20 protein-coding genes and 1 pseudogene are annotated in these 18,189 nt (G+C 59.6%); 5 read left to right on the forward strand and 16 right to left on the reverse strand.

From position 1 onward, the window contains the following. Positions 1 to 68: 68 nt before the first annotated feature. From AC1Q6Y_RS03660 to AC1Q6Y_RS03670, 3 genes are all read right to left on the reverse strand, one after another. A complete protein-coding gene (locus AC1Q6Y_RS03660; protein WP_492624047.1) occupies positions 69 to 1,304 on the reverse strand; it encodes an RNA polymerase sigma factor in 1,236 nt (411 codons plus the stop codon). A 1-nt stretch (position 1,305) separates the two neighbouring features. Continuing rightward, on the reverse strand, positions 1,306 to 1,650 hold the full coding sequence (locus AC1Q6Y_RS03665) for a YciI family protein (protein ID WP_492624048.1): 345 nt from the start codon (positions 1,648 to 1,650) through the stop codon (positions 1,306 to 1,308). 66 nt (positions 1,651 to 1,716) lie between these two features. Beyond that, positions 1,717 to 2,142 carry a YybH family protein gene (locus tag AC1Q6Y_RS03670; RefSeq protein WP_057713580.1) on the reverse strand — a complete coding sequence of 142 codons (426 nt, stop codon included), beginning with the start codon at positions 2,140 to 2,142 and terminating at the stop codon, positions 1,717 to 1,719. A gap of 141 nt (positions 2,143 to 2,283) precedes the next feature. Here AC1Q6Y_RS03670 and AC1Q6Y_RS03675 point away from each other — a divergent pair, with 141 nt between their 5' ends. Next, positions 2,284 to 2,769 (forward strand): GNAT family N-acetyltransferase, encoded by a 486-nt coding sequence (locus AC1Q6Y_RS03675; RefSeq protein WP_429520469.1) that lies wholly within the window; start codon positions 2,284 to 2,286, stop codon positions 2,767 to 2,769. A gap of 136 nt (positions 2,770 to 2,905) precedes the next feature. On the opposite strand, the gene AC1Q6Y_RS03680 is transcribed toward AC1Q6Y_RS03675, so the two are convergent. The 3 genes from AC1Q6Y_RS03680 to AC1Q6Y_RS03690 form a co-directional block, all read right to left on the reverse strand. Next, a complete protein-coding gene (locus AC1Q6Y_RS03680) occupies positions 2,906 to 3,394 on the reverse strand; it encodes a GNAT family N-acetyltransferase (RefSeq protein WP_492624049.1) in 489 nt (162 codons plus the stop codon). 97 nt (positions 3,395 to 3,491) lie between these two features. Continuing rightward, a complete protein-coding gene (locus AC1Q6Y_RS03685; RefSeq protein WP_090457378.1) occupies positions 3,492 to 3,977 on the reverse strand; it encodes a GyrI-like domain-containing protein in 486 nt (161 codons plus the stop codon). Between the two features lie 66 nt (positions 3,978 to 4,043). Then, positions 4,044 to 4,706: a LysE family translocator gene (locus tag AC1Q6Y_RS03690; protein ID WP_492624050.1), complete on the reverse strand. Its 663-nt coding sequence runs from the start codon at positions 4,704 to 4,706 to the stop codon at positions 4,044 to 4,046. Between the two features lie 139 nt (positions 4,707 to 4,845). On the opposite strand from AC1Q6Y_RS03690, the gene alaC reads away from it, so the two are divergent. Next, complete coding sequence (alaC, locus tag AC1Q6Y_RS03695) at positions 4,846 to 6,063, forward strand: alanine transaminase (RefSeq protein WP_057713575.1); 1,218 nt, start codon at positions 4,846 to 4,848, stop codon at positions 6,061 to 6,063. 229 nt (positions 6,064 to 6,292) lie between these two features. On the opposite strand, the gene AC1Q6Y_RS03700 is transcribed toward alaC, so the two are convergent. Together AC1Q6Y_RS03700 and AC1Q6Y_RS03705 are read right to left on the reverse strand one after the other, a co-directional pair. Beyond that, positions 6,293 to 7,645, reverse strand: coding sequence for a GntP family permease (locus tag AC1Q6Y_RS03700; protein ID WP_057713574.1), 1,353 nt, complete (start codon positions 7,643 to 7,645; stop codon positions 6,293 to 6,295). Positions 7,646 to 7,726: 81 nt separating this feature from the next. Next, positions 7,727 to 8,260: a gluconokinase gene (locus AC1Q6Y_RS03705; protein ID WP_090457379.1), complete on the reverse strand. Its 534-nt coding sequence runs from the start codon at positions 8,258 to 8,260 to the stop codon at positions 7,727 to 7,729. A 215-nt stretch (positions 8,261 to 8,475) separates the two neighbouring features. Between AC1Q6Y_RS03705 and gntR the strand changes: the two genes are divergently transcribed. Beyond that, the gene (gene gntR, locus AC1Q6Y_RS03710) at positions 8,476 to 9,507 is read left to right on the forward strand and encodes an HTH-type transcriptional regulator GntR (protein WP_057713572.1); all 1,032 of its coding nucleotides are present in this window, start codon (positions 8,476 to 8,478) and stop codon (positions 9,505 to 9,507) included. A 189-nt stretch (positions 9,508 to 9,696) separates the two neighbouring features. Here the strand turns inward: gntR and AC1Q6Y_RS03715 are convergent, their stop codons facing one another. Beyond that, the gene (locus tag AC1Q6Y_RS03715; protein WP_349735168.1) at positions 9,697 to 9,945 is read right to left on the reverse strand and encodes a DUF6124 family protein; all 249 of its coding nucleotides are present in this window, start codon (positions 9,943 to 9,945) and stop codon (positions 9,697 to 9,699) included. Between the two features lie 444 nt (positions 9,946 to 10,389). Between AC1Q6Y_RS03715 and AC1Q6Y_RS03720 the strand changes: the two genes are divergently transcribed. Beyond that, on the forward strand, positions 10,390 to 11,028 hold the full coding sequence (locus AC1Q6Y_RS03720) for a glutathione S-transferase family protein (RefSeq protein WP_492624051.1): 639 nt from the start codon (positions 10,390 to 10,392) through the stop codon (positions 11,026 to 11,028). 222 nt (positions 11,029 to 11,250) lie between these two features. On the opposite strand, the gene AC1Q6Y_RS03725 is transcribed toward AC1Q6Y_RS03720, so the two are convergent. The 6 genes and pseudogenes from AC1Q6Y_RS03725 to AC1Q6Y_RS03750 form a co-directional block, all read right to left on the reverse strand. Then, on the reverse strand, positions 11,251 to 11,790 hold the full coding sequence (locus AC1Q6Y_RS03725; protein WP_227698141.1) for a methyl-accepting chemotaxis protein: 540 nt from the start codon (positions 11,788 to 11,790) through the stop codon (positions 11,251 to 11,253). A 6-nt stretch (positions 11,791 to 11,796) separates the two neighbouring features. Continuing rightward, positions 11,797 to 12,570, reverse strand: a pseudogene (locus tag AC1Q6Y_RS03730) (PAS domain-containing protein); the annotation flags it as partial. Between the two features lie 629 nt (positions 12,571 to 13,199). Continuing rightward, a complete protein-coding gene (locus AC1Q6Y_RS03735) occupies positions 13,200 to 14,213 on the reverse strand; it encodes an ABC transporter substrate-binding protein (RefSeq protein WP_057399024.1) in 1,014 nt (337 codons plus the stop codon). Further along, positions 14,210 to 14,758: a sigma-70 family RNA polymerase sigma factor gene (locus AC1Q6Y_RS03740; protein WP_492624052.1), complete on the reverse strand. Its 549-nt coding sequence runs from the start codon at positions 14,756 to 14,758 to the stop codon at positions 14,210 to 14,212. Before AC1Q6Y_RS03740 ends, AC1Q6Y_RS03735 begins: the two co-directional genes overlap by 4 nt. Positions 14,759 to 14,895: 137 nt before the next feature. Further along, the gene (locus AC1Q6Y_RS03745; RefSeq protein WP_492624053.1) at positions 14,896 to 15,687 is read right to left on the reverse strand and encodes a phosphate/phosphite/phosphonate ABC transporter substrate-binding protein; all 792 of its coding nucleotides are present in this window, start codon (positions 15,685 to 15,687) and stop codon (positions 14,896 to 14,898) included. 142 nt (positions 15,688 to 15,829) lie between these two features. After that, a complete protein-coding gene (locus tag AC1Q6Y_RS03750) occupies positions 15,830 to 16,771 on the reverse strand; it encodes a fatty acid desaturase (protein WP_492624054.1) in 942 nt (313 codons plus the stop codon). A gap of 328 nt (positions 16,772 to 17,099) precedes the next feature. Here AC1Q6Y_RS03750 and AC1Q6Y_RS03755 point away from each other — a divergent pair, with 328 nt between their 5' ends. After that, complete coding sequence (locus tag AC1Q6Y_RS03755; protein ID WP_057713565.1) at positions 17,100 to 17,516, forward strand: GNAT family N-acetyltransferase; 417 nt, start codon at positions 17,100 to 17,102, stop codon at positions 17,514 to 17,516. A 131-nt stretch (positions 17,517 to 17,647) separates the two neighbouring features. On the opposite strand, the gene def is transcribed toward AC1Q6Y_RS03755, so the two are convergent. Continuing rightward, the gene (def, locus tag AC1Q6Y_RS03760) at positions 17,648 to 18,187 is read right to left on the reverse strand and encodes a peptide deformylase (RefSeq protein WP_154947525.1); all 540 of its coding nucleotides are present in this window, start codon (positions 18,185 to 18,187) and stop codon (positions 17,648 to 17,650) included. Between the last annotated feature and the right edge of the window lie 2 nt (positions 18,188 to 18,189).

Consider the following 18,189-nt stretch of genomic DNA (forward strand, 5'->3'; position numbering starts at 1 on the left):
CAGGGATTGATGGCGTACTCGATACCTGTGGGAGCGAGCTTGCTCGCGATGAGGCCAGAACGGCCACATCAATCCAACGCCTTGAGCCGCCCTTCGATAAACCGCCGCTCCGGCTCTTGTCGGGTCAACGCCAGCGCCCGCTCCCACGCGGCCCGCGCCTCCTGCTTGCGACCCAGTTGCCAACAGAATTGCGCCCGCGCCGAATGCACCAGGTGGTAGTCGAGCAGTTCTCCCCGCTCCAGAATGGCGTCGACCAACGTCAGTCCCGCCAGCGGACCATCCCGTTGCGAAATCGCCGCCGCACGATTCAATTCGATCACCGGCGACGGCACAGCCCGCAGCAGGACGTCATACAGACCGACAATCTGCGGCCAATCGGTTTCCCCCGCCGTCGGGGCTTCGGCGTGCACCGCTGCGATCGCCGCTTGCAGGCAATAGGGTCCGAATCGTCCCATGGTCAGCGCCCGCTCGACCAGCGTGCAGCCTTCACTGATCAACCCGGCGTCCCACAGCGAACGGTCCTGTTCGTCCAGCACAATCAGCTCGCCGCTCGCCGAGGTCCTGGCCGGGCGGCGCGACTCGTGCAGCAGCATCAACGCCAGCAAGCCCATCACCTCCGGTTCCGGCAGCAGTTCCACCAGCAACCGCCCGAGTCGGATCGCTTCACGGGTCAAATCCTCGCGGATCAGTTCTGCCCCGATGGACGCCGAGTAGCCCTCGTTGAACACCAGGTAAATCACCCGCAATACACTGTCCAGGCGCTCGGGTAGCTCAGCGAGTGTCGGCACTTGATAAGGGATTTTCGCATCGCGGATCTTCGCCTTGGCGCGCACGATGCGCTGGGCGATGGTGGCCGGGGCCGAGAGAAAGGCCCGGGCGATTTCTTCCGTGGTCAGGTCGCAGACTTCCCGCAGCGTCAGTGGCACTTGTGCGTCGGCCGCCAGGGCCGGGTGGCAGCAAGTGAAGATCAGCCGCAGGCGATCGTCTTCCACGTCTTCATCACTCCAGTCGGCCTGCTCCAGTTCCTCCAGTTGCGCGATCAGCAAGGGCTGCGACGCGGCAAAGCGTGCGCGTCGGCGCAAGGCATCGATGGCCTTGAAGCGCCCGGTGGACACCAGCCAGGCCCGCGGATTGTCCGGCACGCCGTCACGCTGCCAGCGTTCGACCGCGATGAAAAACGCCTCGTGCAAGGCCTCTTCGGCGAGGTCGAAATCACCCAGCAAGCGAATCAGGGTCGCAAGAATCCGCCGCGACTCTTCGCGATAAACCCGCTCGACCTGCGCCTGAACCGGCAGCCCCGGCATCTTAAGGATTCAACTGCCGAACGGGGCGCACTTCGACACTGCCGACCCGGGCCGCCGGAATGTTCCCGGCGACCTGGATGGCTTCGTTGAGGTCCTTGGCATCGATCAGATAAAAACCGGCCAATTGCTCCTTGGTTTCAGCGAATGGCCCATCGGTGATCGACATCTTGCCATTGCGCATGCGCACGGTGGTGGCGGTCTGCACCGACTCCAGCGCCTCGGCGGCAACCATCCGGCCACTGCCCTGGATCGACTCGGCATAGGCCATGCACTCTTCGTCCTTCGGGCTTTGAGGTAACGAATGCAGCAACCGCTCATCGCTGTAGACCAGGCATAAATACTTCATCACGCTCTCCTTATCGAACGATCAACTATGGCCGCTGATTGGCATTCTGGCTCGGCTTCCCGACGATCAGGGCTTGAGGTCGAACAGCGTCGCGCCGCTGGTCATGTCGAATGGCGCCGACCAATGTTCGTGGACGATCTGCCACAGCCCGGCTTCTTGCCGATAGCAGGCGGTGACGCGCATCCAGCAGGACTGGGTTTCGCCCTTGTCGTTGGTGCCACCGCAATGTGCCAGCCAGTGAGCGAACGCAATTTCCTGGGACGGCTCGATGGTGATTTCGTCGAATTCGAAGATGTGCGGGCCGGGGCACATTTCCATGCAGGCCTGCCAATGCGCGCGATACGCCGGCTTGCCTTTGAATTGCAGGGCCTTGACCGCGTCGAAGGAGACGATGTCATCGGCATACAGAGCCATGACTTTTTCAATGTCCTTGGTCATGACCGCCTGACGATAGTTCTCGATGAGGTTCTGGATCTGGGTTTGCGAGTTCATGGTGGTTCTCCGTGGTTTTTATAGTGAAGACACCCTTAGTCGTCTGGCGATCCGGTGAATCGACAGGTGAAATAAAAATAATCCGGGAAAGCAAACTCGCTAGAATCCGAGGCTCATTTGTGATGGAAAAAGGACACTCCCGTGACAGCCCGACTCGTGCCTTATGAAAGCCTGAATGCGCTGCAGCGCCAGCAGGTCGAGGCCATTGAAGTGCATTCGGAACAGATCAGATTCTCGGGTGACATCCACGGCGCCTTGCACACGCTGTTGTCCAAGCCCGGCCCTGGCGTCAAGGGCTTCGCCCTGCTGGCCGAGGATGTGCCCGTCGCGTTCCTGCTGCTCAAGCGCCCGCCGGTATTGCCGGCCTGGGCCGATGAGCACAGCGCCACGCTGCATGCGCTGCAAGTCGATCAACGCGCTCAAGGCAAAGGCTACGGCAAGGCCTGCCTGCAGGCGCTACCCGAGGCCGCACGCCGGGCCTGGCCGGAAATCAAGGGGCTGGAACTGTCGGTGGATGCCGACAACGAGGCGGCCATCGCCCTGTACGCCAGGTATGGCTTTGTCGACAGCGGCGAGGCATACAAGGGCCGGATCGGGTATGAGCGGCGGATGGGGTTGGTGTTTTGAACACAGCCCCCACCAACACCACAAAACTACTGTGGGAGCGAGCTTGCTCGCGATGGCGGCGTAACATTCAACATCGATGTCGACTGATAGTCCGCTATCGCGAGCAAGCTCGCTCCCACAAGGGATCTACGTCGGATCAGAGTTCGAGCACCATCTCATGCCACGCCATGCCGCCATGGTCCGAGGCCGAGGGTTTAACGTAGGCAAAGCCGAACCCGGCATACAACGGAATATGCCGTTCCTTGCACATCAGGTTGATGGTGACCTTGCCCATCGCGCGCATGCGTTCGATGAACTCGGCCATCAGGTGCTTCGCCAGGCCTTGGCCCTGATAATCCGGGTGCACCACCACCGACATGATCACCACATGCGGCCCGGCCGGGTCGTGGCCGATCAGTTCCTTGAACGCCTCGTCCGACATTTCCACCTGGAACGCCGCACCGGAGTTGATGAATCCGGCGACAACCCCGTCCACTTCAGCGACGATAAAACCCTCGGGCCAGGTGGCGATGCGGGTGGCGATTTTCTCGCGGGTCGCGGCTTCGTCACCTTCATAGGCAAGGGTTTCGATGGCAAAGCAGCGGTCCAGATCGGCGGGGGTGACGTTGCGGATGACGGTGTTCATGGCAGCTCGGGATCAGCATGGGAAAGGCTGGGGATGATAAATCAGCTGCTGTGGGACATCGAGAGACGAATCGGCTGATCCGCCTCTCGTGCAGGTGTCATGCCTTGATCGGCAGCCAGATTTCCAGCTTGCCGGTGTTGAGTTTGGGGTTGAAGTCTTCGCTGTAGCGCTCGAACTCCGGAGCCGCCAATAGCTCGTGGCCGGACTGCGGCAGCCACGTGCCATGGATGTACTGAAAGGTTTGCGGCAGGGTGTCCAGCGGTCCTTTGTGTTCGAACACCACGTACTGCTGCGGCTGAACTTCTACCCAGCGGTAGGTTTCGGGCAAGTCGTCGAGCTTGCTGATCTCGACCCCGGCGATGTAATCGAAGCCGCCCTTGCCGTCGAAATTGCAGCAGACACCGTAGGTGACTTCGCCTTTTTGGCCCGGAATATGGCCCAGATGCGGGATGAGTTTCTCCCAGAGTTCGGGAATGCCTTGAACGGATTGTTGGGTAAATGTTCCGCCAAGCCCTGCAATCAGCAGGAAGTGTCCGTGTTCGAAGCGTGGCTCCGCCAGTTCGACGCGTGTTTGCTCATCCATGGCTCAACTCCTGGAGCAAAAAGTGGGTTCGGCTGGGAGTATAGAAGCCAAACCCGATTCGCCCAATTACAGGGCGTGCAATTGCTCGACGGCGCCTGAACCGACAAACTCGTTGTAACCCGATAGGATCACGTAGACCGCGAAATAGCAGAAGATCGCTGCCGATGCCATGTAGGAATACCGCAGTAGCTTGTCGCCGAGCAACTTGCCGCCGTGGCTCGCAGCAAAGCACAGCCCGACACACCAGAGAATCCCTGCGCAGAGAAAACCGCCGAGAAACAGCGCGGAGCTGAGGGCGCCACCGCCGCCGGAACGGGCGATCAGCGTGCCACCCACCGCAGCGAACCAGAGAATCGCGCTGGGCGACGACATGGCCAGGAAGATCCCGCGCAAGAACTCCTTGCGATGGGAGTTGTGCCCCACCTCGGCCGATTGCGCCAGCACCGCTTCGTGGTGAATCGCCGAATAGATCATCTTCGCCGCGAAGTACACCAGCAGCGCCGAGCCACCGATCCACAGCACCCAGCGCACGGTTTCGTATTGCAGCAACACGGTCATGCCGGCCAGTGCCAGTACCGCGTAGATCAGGTCGCCGACACAAGTCCCCAGCCCCAGCGCAAACCCCTGGAAATAGCCGCGCTGCATGGCCAGGGTGATCATCGCGATGTTGGCCACGCCGATATCCAGGCACAGCGAGAGGCTCAGCAAGAAGCCGCTGGTAAATTCCATCGAACCCTATCCTTCGGAAAAATTTGTTTACATTGAGGCTGGACAGTCTGCCACAGCTGCCCTTACATTCCGCCACAGGTCACCGCAGTGACCAGCGTCGCTCGGACGGTTCCGGGCGCTTACGTTATCCGAGGCAACAATGGCCGAACAAGGTTCGCCGCGCCGCTTTGCGCGCATAGATCGACTCCCCCCTTACGTTTTCAACATCACTGCCGAGCTGAAGATGGCCGCCCGTCGTCGTGGCGAAGACATCATCGACTTGAGCATGGGCAACCCCGACGGCGCCACGCCGCCGCATATCGTCGAAAAACTCGTCACGGTGGCCCAGCGCGAAGACACCCACGGCTACTCGACGTCCAAGGGCATTCCGCGCCTGCGCCGGGCGATTTCCAACTGGTACAAGGACCGCTACGAGGTCGACATCGACCCGGAAAGTGAAGCCATTGTCACCATCGGTTCCAAGGAAGGCCTGGCGCACCTGATGCTGGCCACCCTGGATCAGGGCGACACCGTGCTCGTGCCCAACCCGAGCTACCCGATTCACATCTACGGTGCCGTGATTGCCGGCGCCCAGGTGCGGTCGGTGCCGCTGGTGCCGGGCGTGGATTTCTTCGCTGAACTGGAGCGGGCCATTCGCGGTTCGATCCCGAAGCCGAAGATGATGATCCTCGGTTTCCCGTCCAACCCGACCGCCCAGTGCGTGGAGCTGGATTTCTTCGAGCGAGTGATCGCCCTCGCCAAGCAGTACGACGTGCTTGTGGTACACGACCTGGCCTACGCCGACATCGTCTACGACGGCTGGAAAGCCCCGTCGATCATGCAAGTGCCCGGGGCCAAGGACATTGCGGTGGAGTTTTTCACCCTGTCCAAGAGCTACAACATGGCCGGCTGGCGCATTGGCTTCATGGTCGGCAACCCGGAACTGGTCAATGCCCTGGCGCGGATCAAGAGCTACCACGACTACGGCACCTTCACTCCGCTGCAAGTGGCGGCCATCGCTGCGCTTGAAGGCGATCAGCAATGCGTGCGCGACATCGCCGAGCAGTATCGGCAGCGGCGCAATGTGCTGGTCAAGGGTCTGCATGAACTGGGCTGGATGGTGGAAAACCCGAAAGCGTCGATGTATGTCTGGGCCAAGATTCCCGAGGCTTATGCGCACCTGGGCTCGCTGGAGTTCGCCAAGAAACTGCTGGCCGAAGCCAAGGTATGTGTCTCGCCGGGCGTCGGGTTTGGCGAGTACGGTGACGATCACGTGCGCTTCGCCCTGATTGAAAACCAGGACCGGATTCGTCAGGCCGTACGCGGGATTCGCGGGATGTTCAGGGCGGATGGGTTGGCACCGAAAACCAACGCCTGACACAAAAACCTGTGGCAAGAACATTCCTGTGGCGAGGGGGCTTGCCCCCGTTGGGTTGCGCAGCAATCCCAAAACCAGTCACCGCGGTGCTTCAGGCAAAATGCGTTAACTGGTTTTACGACGGCTTCGCCGCCGAACGGGGGCAAGCCCCCTCGCCACAATGAACAGGTTCACCCTTCGAACACAAAAAAACCGCATCGCAGCGGTTTTTTTGTGCCTGTCGAATCGCTTAGACGAACAGCGACAACAACAGGATAAAGCCCAGGCCAACCACGGAGAGGATGGTTTCCATCGCGGTCCAGGTCTTGAAGGTTTCGGCCACGGTCATGTTGAAGTACTGCTTCACCAACCAGAAACCGGCGTCGTTGACGTGGGACAGGATCAGGGAGCCTGCACCGGTGGCCAGCACCAGCAGCTCACGGTTCACACCCGGAATCATCCCCACCACCGGCACCACGATGCCGGCGCCAGTGATGGTCGCCACGGTCGCTGAACCGGTCGCGATACGAATCACCGCCGCCACCAGCCAGGCCAGCAGGATCGGCGAGATCTGTGCGTTCACCGCCATGTGGCCGATCACGTCACCCACGCCGCTGGTCACCAGCATCTGCTTGAAGCCACCACCGGCACCGATGATCAGGATGATCGCGGCGGTCGGCGCGAGGCTGGCATCCAGCCATTTCATCATTTGGCTGGAACCGATGCCCTGCTTGTAGCCGAAGGTATACAGCGACAGCAGCAATGCCAGCAGCAACGCCGAAATCGGGTGACCGATCAGGTCCATGAAGGCGCGGAAAATGTTGCCATCGGGCAGCACCACGTCGGCAAACGTCTTGAGCAGCATCAGGAACACCGGCAGCAGCACGGTCACCAGCGTGATGCCGAAGCTCGGCAGTTCAGCCGAATCCGTTTCGCGCGACAGTTGATCCACCAGCTCCTGGTTCGGATGACCGGGAATGTGCTTGGCAATGAACGTACCGAAGATCGGGCCAGCGATGATGGCGGTTGGCAACGCAACGATCAGGCCGTACAGAATGGTCTTGCCGATGTCGGCACCGAACACGCCGATGGCCAGCAGCGGACCCGGGTGCGGCGGCACCAGGCCGTGTACCGCGGACAGACCGGCCAGCAGCGGGATACCGATCTTGATGATCGACACGCCAGTGCGACGGGCCACGATGAACACCAGCGGAATCAGCAGCACGAAGCCGATTTCGAAGAACAGCGGAATGCCGACCAGGAACGCGGCGAACATCATCGCCCACTGCACCTTGTCCTTGCCGAAGGCGCGGATCAACGTCTGCGCAATCTGATCCGCACCGCCTGATTCGGCCATCATTTTGCCGAGCATGGTGCCCAGCGCCAGGATGATGCCGACGAAACCAAGCACGCCACCGAAGCCGTCCTGGAACGCCTTGATGATGGTGCCGATCGGCATGCCGGAGGTCAGCCCGAGGAAGGCGGCGGCGATGATCAGTGCGAGGAATGGGTGCAACTTGAACTTGGTGATCAGGACGATAAGCCCGATCACCGTGACCACTGCATCGAGCAGCAGGAACGTCTCGTGGGACATGCCAAACATTAGGGGTGTCTCCTGGTTGTTGTTGTTATTAAAGCGGGTTGATCAGAAGTCGTGAGGACAGCGCTGTCTTTGCGAGCACAGTCATACCGCCTGTTTCAGGCCGTTCGCCTGCCACCAGGCATGAGCCTGCGCCGCCAGTTGCTCGACGCTATAGGTCGAAGCATCCAGCGCCAGGGTCAACGGCTCGCCGACGGGCGATTCGAGGGTCGCGAACTGGCTGTCGATCAGAGTCGACGGCATGAAGTGGCCTGGCCGATGGGAGACACGGTCGGCGGCGACTTCGGGGGTCAACTCAAGGAACACAAAGCCCAGGCCCGGCAAGGCACTGCGCAGACGTTCGCGGTAGACGTGCTTGAGAGCCGAACAGGTCAGCACCGGGCGCTGGCCCTTGGCGTCGACACGGCGCAGTTCATCGCACAGGCTGTCGAGCCAGCCGGCACGGTCTTCATCGTTCAGGGGAATCCCCGCGCTCATCTTTTCGATATTGGCGGCAGGGTGAAAAGAGTCGCCTTCAATGGCAGTGGCGCCGCTCAAATGGCACAAGGCCTCGCTGACGCACGTCTTGCCGCAACCGGCAACGCCCATGATGACCAGGGCGGTGATGGGATGATTCATGTAACACCTCAGCGCGCAGACAGCGCTACCTTTGCCAGTTATGACACCAGATCAAAAGCAGAAGTTGCCGACGCCTTTCTTGTCATTTTATGGGTTGCAGCAGGTTAGGTCCCAACACCAAAAAGCAAGGATCAGGCGAACCCTCGCTCACGCATTTGCAGCTGCATCGAGACAGCGCTACCTTAGTGCCTTGAATTTTGTTTGGCAAGCCATCGATGAACACAACCAAGAACGATAAAAATACTCGCACCACTGGCCGCCCTACCCTGAACGAAGTTGCCCGACTGGCCGGCGTCAGCCCGATCACCGCCTCCCGCGCCTTGCGTGGCGTCAGCACCGTGGCCACTGAACTTGTGGAAAAGGTGCAAAAAGCGGCGCTTGAGCTCAACTATGTGGTCAACCCTGCCGCCCGCGCCTTGGCCTCGGCCCAGAGCCAGTCAGTCGTGGTTTTGGTGCCGTCGCTGTCCAACCTGCTGTTCATTGACACCCTGGAAGCCATTCATCGGGTTTTGCGCCCCAAGGGCTTCGAAGTGCTGATCGGCAACTTCCATTATTCGCGCGATGAAGAAGAAAACCTGCTGCGAAACTACATGGCCTATCAACCGCGCGGCTTATTGCTGACGGGTTTCGACCGCACCGAAAGTTCGCGGCGGATGATCGAAGCCAGCAATATTCCTTGCGTGTACATGATGGAACTGGACAGCGCCGCCGGGCTCAATTGCGTTGGCTTTTCGCAACTGGCGGCCGGCGAAACGGCTGCCGAACACTTGCTGTCCCGCGGCCGCAAGCGCCTGGCCTACATCGGCGCGCAGCTGGACCAGCGCACTTTGTTGCGCGGCGAAGGCTTCCGCAAAGCCCTGCAAAAGGCCGGTCGGTATGACCCGGACCTGGAAGTGCTGACGCCCCGCTCCTCCTCCGTCGGCCTCGGCGGCGAGTTGTTCCTGCAACTGCTGGCCAGTCATCCGGATGTCGATGCGATCTTCTTCGGCAACGACGACCTGGCCCAGGGCGCCCTGCTCGAAGCCATGCGCAACGGGATCAAGATCCCCGAACAGGTTGCGATCCTCGGCTTCAACGACTTGCCCATGTCCGAACACATGGTCCCGCGCCTGAGCAGCATCAACACCCCGCGTGAAGCCATCGGCCGTCGCGCGGCGGAGCAGATGCTGACGCTGATGGCCGGCAACACCGTGGCCAAACCGGTGCAGGACATGGGGTTTGAGTTGAAGGTGCGCGAAAGCACGTAAGCACGACACACCCGCAGTGAAGTCAGATTTTGTGGCGAGGGGGCTTGCCCCCGTTGGGTTGCGAAGCAGCCCCAAAAACAGCGCCGCAGTCATACAGGTAAAACCCGTGAACTGGATTACGACTGCTCCGCAGCCGAACGGGGGCAAGCCCCCTCGCCACAGGGAAAGCCTTTCGCCCCCGCTCAGTGTTCAATCCTGCGGATCGAGGTTATCCAGCACCCGGTTCACCGCCAGCTCGGCCAGCATGATGATCTGTGCGATCGCCAGCGCCGTGTTGCGATGGCTACCTTCCAGAAACGTAGCAAAGTCATTGGTCATGACACTCGCCGAGGCCAGTGATTCACAGGCGTGCGCCAACAGCGTTTCGTTGTTGATGCCAGGCGAGATGGAGAACATGGGGCTGGGATTGCGTGGGGGGTTGGGCGTGGGTTTGAACATGGCAATGCTCCTAGAGTGATGGAGCTGTCACGATTCGCTGCTAGACGAAATTAAGGTGGCAGCCGTGCGCGGGCTAGCAGACCAGGACTCTAGAACCCGGTAGACCCGAAGGTCTTCCCACACACAGCCGCCATAACGTGAACCGATCACGAACGGTGGACGCCATGCGTCTAAAGTATCCAGGCTGCTAGACCCGATCGCTGAATTTGCAGCGACACGGAACAATACGAGTCCGGATACCAAGCGCACAAGTCGGCGGATTCTGGCGTAGTCGTAGGTAATTGCGCAAGAAATCACTGTCTGCGGAAATCCTCTGATACCCCTTGCCTACGGACCATTCCTACAGGTTTACGTCTGGTCCTGCCGATCCTGCAGACTTGATGTCAGCCGTCGGCAGGCACACTATGAATTCCCGACGCCATGATTCGCTGACGGAGTAGCAAAATGGAACATGCACTAAAGATTCTCGGCAAAGCCTCGTCCATCAACGTCCGAAAAGTCCTGTGGACTTGCGAGGAGCTGGGTATTGCCTACGAACGCGAGGACTGGGGCAGTGGTTTCGCGTCCACCCACAGCCCCGAGTTCCTGCGCTTCAATCCCAATGCACAGGTGCCGGTGATCATCGATGAAGCCGGCGTGTTGTGGGAATCCAATACCATCTGCCGCTATCTGGCTGGCAAACACCACCACCATCACAGCGAGTTGCTGCCCACCGAACCGGCCGCCCGCGCTCGGGTGGAGCAGTGGATGGACTGGCAAGCCACCGAGCTCAATCCGTCCTGGAGATACCCGTTCATGTCACTGGTGCGCAAGGACCCGGAATTCCAGGACCCGCATAGCCTTGAAGTCGGCATCCGTAGTTGGAACCAGAAAATGAGCATCCTCGAACATCAACTCGCAACCACCAAGGCGTATGTCGCCGGACCACACTTTACCCTGGCCGACGTTGTCATCGGTTTGTCGGTCAATCGCTGGCTGATGACGCCGATCGAGCGTCCGGATTACCCCTCCGTCGATGAATACTTCCAGCGTCTGGCGCAACGTCCGGGGTTCCTCAAGCACGGCTGCAATGGCTTGCCTTGAGGAGCCGCAAAATGCCGCGCTGTTTCTTGTAGGAGCGAGCTTGCTCGCGATGGACCTGAGAACACCGCGTTCAACCAGCTTTCACGCGTTATCGTTGACGTCCATCGCGAGCAAGCTCGCTCCTACAGTGGGTCAACGTTTTTTGTAGGAGCGAGCTCGCTCGCGATGGATGCAAGAGCGCCGCGTATATCCAGAAAACACGCGTTATCGACCCTACCGCGACTAGTTCAATTGCAACGTCGAGTTGAACTGACTGATCGCATCCACCACATGCCGCGAGCCCTGCTGGATTTCCAGAATCACCTCCCCTGCCTCGTTCGCCAATTCAACTCCGAGGCCAGTTCGACTCAGACTCGATTGCATGCTCGACACCGCGCTGAGCGACAAATCGTGGTTCTTGCGCACCACCTCGACAATCTCCAGCGTCGCCTGACTGGTGCGCGCCGCAAGGCTGCGCACTTCATCGGCTACCACCGCAAACCCGCGCCCGTGCTCTCCGGCACGGGCCGCTTCGATCGCCGCGTTGAGCGCCAGCAGGTTGGTCTGATCGGCAATGCCGCGAATGGTCTGCACGATGGTGCCGATGATGTCGGACTGTTTGCTCACGGCGTCGATGCTCAGAGCCGCCTCGTTCAAGTCCCGGGAAATGTCCTGGATGATCTGCACCGTCTGCTGCACCACCTCGGAGCCCTTGCGCGCGCAGACGTCGTTTTGTACCGAAGTGCTGTGGGCCGACTCTGCGGCGGTTTGCAGGGTGGTCATCTGGTGGGTGATATCGCTGGCGAACTTGACCACCTTGTACAACCGCCCCTTGGCGTCGAACAACGGGTTGTAGGAGGCTTCCAGGAATACCGTCTGACCTTGCTTGTTCCTGCGTTCGAAACGATGTGAGTGATATTCGCCGCGGTTGAGCGAAGCCCAGAAATTCCGGTAGCCCTGGGACTCGGCTTCGGCACGGTGGCAGAACAGGCTGTGATGCTGCCCCGCCACTTCGTTGAGCGAGTACTGCATGGTTTTCAGGAAGTTCTCGTTGGCGGTGATGACCTTGCCTTCGGGCGTGAATTCGATCACGGCCATCGAACGGCCGATCGCGGCGAGCCTGCTTTCGTTTTCGTGTTCCTTGTTGATCCGTGCGGTGATGTCGGTGGCTACCTTGATCACACTTTTCACCTGCCGGTCGGGGCCCAGCACCGGCATGTAACTGGCTTCGAGCCAGATCTCCCGGCCACTCTTGTGCAAGCGCAAAAAGGTCCCCCCCAGCGGCTCGCCCCGCGCCAGGTCACGCCATAACTTGCTGTACTCATCGCTGCGGTAATACTGCTCTTCACAAAAGACCCGGTGATGTTTGCCGCGCACCTCGTCAGCGCTGTAGCCCATGGCATTGCAAAAGTTTTCGTTGGCATCGATGACGATGCCGTCCGGAGTGAACTCAATCATCGCCATCGAATGACTGATCGCCGCCAACTTGGCATTAACCTCAGTCAGCGCGCAACTGAACCGTTCAATTTCCAGCAGGTCGGCCTTGTGATGTAGGTTGAACATTGTCGTATCACCTTCCGCGCGGTTTTTTGATTGATGAACGTTGCAGGTCTTTCAAATCCACCACTACGCTCCGTGGAACAGGCACACGCATCCCTCCAAAAAGAAGGACTAGTCAGGTGATAAATGATGTTCAATCGGAGGGTCCTTACAGCGACACGCTCATCAAGACATCCTTCTCTTGATAGCCCGCATGCGGGCCAGCCCTAACAGATTCACAACAAATTCCATTTAGCGGACAGCTCCTTGCCATCAAGTGTTGGTGCCTTCGATTGCGCACTCTGCGACCAGAGATCGACCACCTCATGAGGGTCGATACAGTTAGTTACACCTGATCATAGACAGCAACCTCGGGCTTGCAAGGCCACTAGTCTGCCACTACTGAGGACAAAATCGGTTCAGCAGCTTGTCGAGGGGGGGAAATACTCGGAGAACAAGACAGATCAGCGGTCGGTAGTGAGAGCGGCGCTGGCTGCCGAATTGGCTTAAGGCTGTAGACCATTCGCGAGCAAGCCCGCTCCCACAGGGGATCGGCGGTGACCACAGGTTTTGTGGAAATCACAGATTCAATGTGGGAGCGGGCTTGCTCGCGAATGGTTGCAGCTCAAACACCGCAGAACTTTCAGAACAAACTACAAGCTGGCACTCACTTTGGTGGCCACCTCTCCCGGCACCCAACCCTTCCATACCTGCGGCTGCTCACGCAAAAACGCTTCGGCGACTTCTCGGGGTTTCTGCCGTTTTTCACTCATCTGACCCAAGGTCTGGTTCAACAGATCAATCGGCAAATCGACCTTTTCAAAGAACGTCACCAGGTCCGGGTATTGCGCCTTGAACGGTGCCGATACGCCGATGGCCAGGCTGGCCGGCATCGAGCGCGTGCCTTTGGGGTTCGGGTTGTTGGCATCGGCCAGGGTTTTCCAGGCTTCGGCATCGAATGGTGGTTCATCGAGTTTGACCAGTTTAAAACGCCCCAACAGCGGTGTCGGCGACCAGTAGTAGAACAGCACCGGTTTGCCACGGCGGATCGACGACGCCACCTCGGCATCCAGTGCGGCACCAGACCCCGTGCGGAAGTTGACGTAGCTGGCGGTCAGGTCATAGGCCTTGAGCTTCTGGCTGTTGACGATTTCCGAAGTCCAGCCGGTCGGGCTGTTGAGGAAGCGTCCGCGGCTCGGGTCTTCGGGGTCACGGAACACGTCCTTGTACTTCGCCAGGTCGGCAACGGATTTCAACTCCGGGGCCAAGGGCTTGATGCCGCGCTCCGGATCGCCCTTGATCACGTACTCCGGCACCCACCAGCCTTCGGTGGCGCCTTTGACCGTATCGCCAAGGCCGAATACCTTGCCCTCCGCCGCCGCCTTGACCCAGGCGGGACTGCGTCCGGCCCACTCTTCACCGATGACCTGGATGTCGTTTTTGGCCAGCGCCGCTTCAAGGCTGACGGTGCTGCCCGGCAGCGTGTCGGTCGGGTAGCCGTAACCTTTTTCGACGATCAGGCGCAGGATTTCGGTGATGAGGCTGCCGCTTTCCCAAGTGATGTCACCAAAGTGAATAGGTGCCGCTTTTTCCGTGGCCGATGCCGGGTGGGACAACAGGCTCAGGGCCAGCAACGAACTGCCGAGCAGGGTTTTGATCGATCTCATGCGGACCTCTTGTTCTGGAGGGGACGGTTCAGGGATTGATTGGCGCTGTGCCGGTCGCACAGGGCCTGGGAACGGGTCATGTAGTCGCTGACTGAACGCAGGGAGATGCCCAGCGCAGCGGCAATTTGCGGATAGGTCAGGCCGTCGATCCGTGACAGCAGGAAGGTCGAGCGGACTTTGCCGGGTAGCCGCTGAAGACTGCGATCCACACGGGTCAGGGTCTGGGACACCTGAGCCAGTTCTTCCGGCGATTGGGCGTGGATCGACTCGGCCTGTCGTAGTTGTTGAAGGTACTGACGCTCCAGGTCACCTCGACGCCAACGCTGATAGAGCAGGCGCTGGGCGATGGTGGTGAGCAACGCACGGGGTTCACGGATTGCCGTCAGGCCAGGGGCCTGCAGCAGTTGCACAAAGGTTTCGCAGGCAATGTCTTCGACAGCGGCGGCATCGTTCAGGGACTGACGCAGGCGCGTGCAGAGCCAGAGGTAGTGGGCGCGGAACAATCCGTCCACCTGTTTGCGATGAAGAATATCGGCGCCGGACATAGGGGCTCCTGGGTTAGGGGTCGCTGAATGTCCGGTGGTCCGGTGAGGCGAATCCTAACAAGGAGCCTTATTCATTAATAATATTTAAAACTTATTTTTATATTCATTTATGGACTTAAAAAATACCTGACAGGCCGCTATCGCAAATCCCCATACCCCAGCACCTCGGCCTCACGCTGGTAGTCGAGCACAATCTGATAGTCGCTTTCGTTGGTGGGCAGTACCTCTGGCAAACCGAGGGTTTCGGCAACCTCCGGCAGCTCGCGCAACGCCAGGTTCATCACCCGCAGGAGCTCTTCAGCCTGCTCATCCGTGACCGTCGCGGCAGTAATGAACGGTAAGGCAGGACTGAGCGCACTGCGGGCAATCACCCGCAAACCGGCCACTTCCTCTGCGGCGTGGCGTGCCAGATAGGCGAAGGTCACGCTGTCGATGGCCGCCAGATCGGCAAGGTTTTCGTGTAACCAGCGCAGGCTTTCGCGATGGCTGCCGCTGATTCCGACCTGGGTAAAAAACCGCCCGTCACGTTGCAAGGATGCCAAACGGTGGCGCAGCAAATTCATGCCGCTGTTGGAGTCCTGGCTATTGATCACCCCTCGGCTGTGGCGAAAATCCGCCAAGGTCTGTCGCCGATCATCGACGCGGCACAACAGCAGGCTGCAATGATTGCCGCCACTGCTGTCCGGCAGCTCATAACGAGGCCGCCCCAGCACCCGGACCTTGCCGCGCAATGCCGTCATCAGCGGATAGCCGCAGGTTTGGGTGAGCAACAAGTGCGGCGACAACCACAAGTTCAGCAGTGACAGGCCTTCGGCATCCCGGCGGGTGTCGCCCAGGTGCTCGAGGATTCGCGCCAGCCAGCGTTCGTTGGCCTGGTGGATGGGTTCGGGGGCGGTGTACATCAGCAGTTCGGCGAAGTGTTGGGTCATCGAAGTTTTCCATGTAACAAAGCCCCCCCTGTGGGAGCGAGCTTGCTCGCGATAGCGGTGTAACAGATTGCATTGATGTCGACTGACACGACGCTATCGCGAGCAAGCTCGCTCCCACAGTAGATCAGTGGCGATTCAAAAATCAGTAAAACGGATGCCTCGGGCTGTCGATGGCCTTGACTCCATGTTCACGCCACAACTGCCCATAACCCCGCACCAGAAACCCGCCGCTACGCGCCAGCCATTGCTCGCGGCGCGCCCTGTAGGCGCGGGGCAAGTCGTACCAGGGCAACCCCGGCAACTCGTGGTGCACCAAATGAAAATTGAGGTTCAGGAACAGCCAGCGCCACGGCCACGCCGCTTCATTGAGCACCGTGCGCTGCTCCGGCGCGGCATGAGGTCGATGTTCATAGTAGGAGCGAATCATGGCGATCGACAGCGCCGGCACACTGATCAAAAACAGGTAATGCCAAACCGGCAACAGGCTGAAGTTCGCGATGAACAGCAGCATCAACCCGGTCATCAAGCCGTGACTCAACCACATCAGCCAAGCCTGGCGCTCGCCTGCCCTGAGGCGTTGCAGCTCTTCACGGGCCAATGCCAGCAAGGCCAGCGGTGCCCCCAGGGAAAAACGACCGAGCACGGTTTTGTTCAGCCAGTGCAGGCTGCGCACCAGCGGCGAACTGCCCTGCCACTGCCCGGCGCTCAAGTAACGGCTTTCCGGATCGCGACCGGGGATCGTCAGGTCCTCGTCGCGGTGATGCTGCAAATGGCTGTCGCGATACAGGGTGTACGGATACCAGACGGCAAACGGCGCGTAGCCAAGGATTTTGTTCAGGGTTGACCAGCGCGTGGGATGACCGTGCAGCAGTTCGTGTTGCACGGATAACCACAGCACCAGCAATGGAGTCAGCAACAGCGTGCTCCACCATAAACCCAATCGATGGCTGTTCAACACGATGCCAAACCAGCCGCCATACACACCGATCAACAGCAACCAGGTCGGCCATTCGGTGCGCGCGGTGAAGCGTCGGCGCAGTGTTTCGATTTCTTCTTGGTGGGCGCTATCAAAGTAATGGGGCATGGCGTTGCTCAGATCGGGGACCAGTCCCCTTCTGTGCAATGGCCTTGGGAAATCTTGCAGATTATTTTCAGGAGGATCGCTCCCATGTTGCATGGGAGCGATCAATCAACGCGGATCAGTGACCGAATACGCCAACTTTTTTGGCCTTCTTGTCCGCGCGCTTTTCAATGGCGGTTTTCACCGGTTTCTTTTTCGCCGATTTCTTTGAATCCATACCTTTGGACATGATGCGTACTCCACTCATGGGGATGTGAGATCAGGTATACACCTATCCCGGCGCGCGCGTTCTTTTATAATCGCCCGCTTTGCATACCGACAGTCCAAAACCATGCCCGAGACCCGATACACCCTGCTCGACGAGCCTTTATGGCCATTGATGAACAAGTTCTACCGCGCTCACCAATCGTCGATGAAAGCCGTGCGCGACGCGCAGTTGTGGGTGGCCCGACGTGACCAGATAGTTGCCGCGCTGTGTTTGCGTCCGGTGTCCGGCGGGCATTGGCTGACCGGGTTGTTTGTCGATCCGGCCTGTCGCGAACAAGGGCTTGCCGCCGGGTTGATTGCGGCAGCGGTGAAGGATTGCGAACAGCCGGTGTGGTTGTTCTGTCATCCGGATTTGCGGGGGTTTTATGAGCGGCGCGGGTTTACTTTCGATCCGCCGATGCCTTACGCGATGGTTGAACGGTTGAGCCGATACGCGCGCAGCAAGCCGATGATTGCTATGGGGTTGGCTCCAGGCGTTTAACTGACTCAAGCCAGTTGGAGATCCAATGTGGGAGCGAGCTTGCTCGCGATGAGGTCCGGTCGGTCAGCATTGTAGGCAACTGATACACCGCCATCGCGAGCAAGCTCGCTCCCACAGGGTTTTATAGTGATCTAGTCGTCCGCGTTGGGATCCAGGTCCGGGAACATCACCTCGGTGAAGCCAAACTTGCTGAAGTCGGTAATGCGCGACGGGTACAGGCGGCCGATCAGGTGGTCACACTCATGTTGCACCACCCGCGCATGAAACCCCGAGGCAAAACGCACGATGGGCTCACCCTTGGGGTCGACGCCTTCGTAGCGAATCTGCTGGTAACGCTGCACCGCGCCACGCAGGCCAGGCACGGACAAACAGCCTTCGAAGCCCTCTTCCAGGATCGGGCTCAGCGGTGTGATCAACGGGTTGATCAGGATCGTCTGCGGCACGGCTTCGGCATCCGGATAACGCTCGCTGTGCTCGAAACCGAAGATCACCAGTTGCAGGTCGACCCCGATCTGCGGAGCGGCCAGGCCAACGCCCCCCACGCTTTCCATGGTCTGGAACATGTCATCGATCAGCTGCCACAGCTCGGGGCTGTCGAACATTTCGACCGGCACTGGTGGGGCAATGCGCAGCAGGCGCTCATCGCCCATTTTCAGAATTTCACGAATCATGA

The sequence above is a fragment of the Pseudomonas sp. GW823-FHT06E10 genome (assembly GCF_058794995.1).

Excerpts from the sequence above, each read along its gene's own strand:
- AC1Q6Y_RS03660 (WP_492624047.1), bottom strand. The coding sequence starts at position 1,304 with ATGCCGGGGCTGCCGGTTCAGGCGCAGGTCGAGCGGGTTTATCGCGAA.
- AC1Q6Y_RS03665 (WP_492624048.1), bottom strand. The coding sequence starts at position 1,650 with ATGAAGTATTTATGCCTGGTCTACAGCGATGAGCGGTTGCTGCATTCG.
- AC1Q6Y_RS03670 (WP_057713580.1), bottom strand. The coding sequence starts at position 2,142 with ATGAACTCGCAAACCCAGATCCAGAACCTCATCGAGAACTATCGTCAG.
- AC1Q6Y_RS03680 (WP_492624049.1), bottom strand. The coding sequence starts at position 3,394 with ATGAACACCGTCATCCGCAACGTCACCCCCGCCGATCTGGACCGCTGC.
- AC1Q6Y_RS03685 (WP_090457378.1), bottom strand. The coding sequence starts at position 3,977 with ATGGATGAGCAAACACGCGTCGAACTGGCGGAGCCACGCTTCGAACAC.
- AC1Q6Y_RS03690 (WP_492624050.1), bottom strand. The coding sequence starts at position 4,706 with ATGGAATTTACCAGCGGCTTCTTGCTGAGCCTCTCGCTGTGCCTGGAT.
- alaC (WP_057713575.1), top strand. The coding sequence starts at position 4,846 with ATGGCCGAACAAGGTTCGCCGCGCCGCTTTGCGCGCATAGATCGACTC.
- AC1Q6Y_RS03700 (WP_057713574.1), bottom strand. The coding sequence starts at position 7,645 with ATGTTTGGCATGTCCCACGAGACGTTCCTGCTGCTCGATGCAGTGGTC.
- AC1Q6Y_RS03705 (WP_090457379.1), bottom strand. The coding sequence starts at position 8,260 with ATGAATCATCCCATCACCGCCCTGGTCATCATGGGCGTTGCCGGTTGC.
- gntR (WP_057713572.1), top strand. The coding sequence starts at position 8,476 with ATGAACACAACCAAGAACGATAAAAATACTCGCACCACTGGCCGCCCT.
- AC1Q6Y_RS03715 (WP_349735168.1), bottom strand. The coding sequence starts at position 9,945 with ATGTTCAAACCCACGCCCAACCCCCCACGCAATCCCAGCCCCATGTTC.
- AC1Q6Y_RS03720 (WP_492624051.1), top strand. The coding sequence starts at position 10,390 with ATGGAACATGCACTAAAGATTCTCGGCAAAGCCTCGTCCATCAACGTC.
- AC1Q6Y_RS03725 (WP_227698141.1), bottom strand. The coding sequence starts at position 11,790 with ATGACCACCCTGCAAACCGCCGCAGAGTCGGCCCACAGCACTTCGGTA.
- AC1Q6Y_RS03735 (WP_057399024.1), bottom strand. The coding sequence starts at position 14,213 with ATGAGATCGATCAAAACCCTGCTCGGCAGTTCGTTGCTGGCCCTGAGC.
- AC1Q6Y_RS03740 (WP_492624052.1), bottom strand. The coding sequence starts at position 14,758 with ATGTCCGGCGCCGATATTCTTCATCGCAAACAGGTGGACGGATTGTTC.
- AC1Q6Y_RS03745 (WP_492624053.1), bottom strand. The coding sequence starts at position 15,687 with ATGACCCAACACTTCGCCGAACTGCTGATGTACACCGCCCCCGAACCC.
- AC1Q6Y_RS03750 (WP_492624054.1), bottom strand. The coding sequence starts at position 16,771 with ATGCCCCATTACTTTGATAGCGCCCACCAAGAAGAAATCGAAACACTG.
- AC1Q6Y_RS03755 (WP_057713565.1), top strand. The coding sequence starts at position 17,100 with ATGCCCGAGACCCGATACACCCTGCTCGACGAGCCTTTATGGCCATTG.
- def (WP_154947525.1), bottom strand. The coding sequence starts at position 18,187 with ATGATTCGTGAAATTCTGAAAATGGGCGATGAGCGCCTGCTGCGCATT.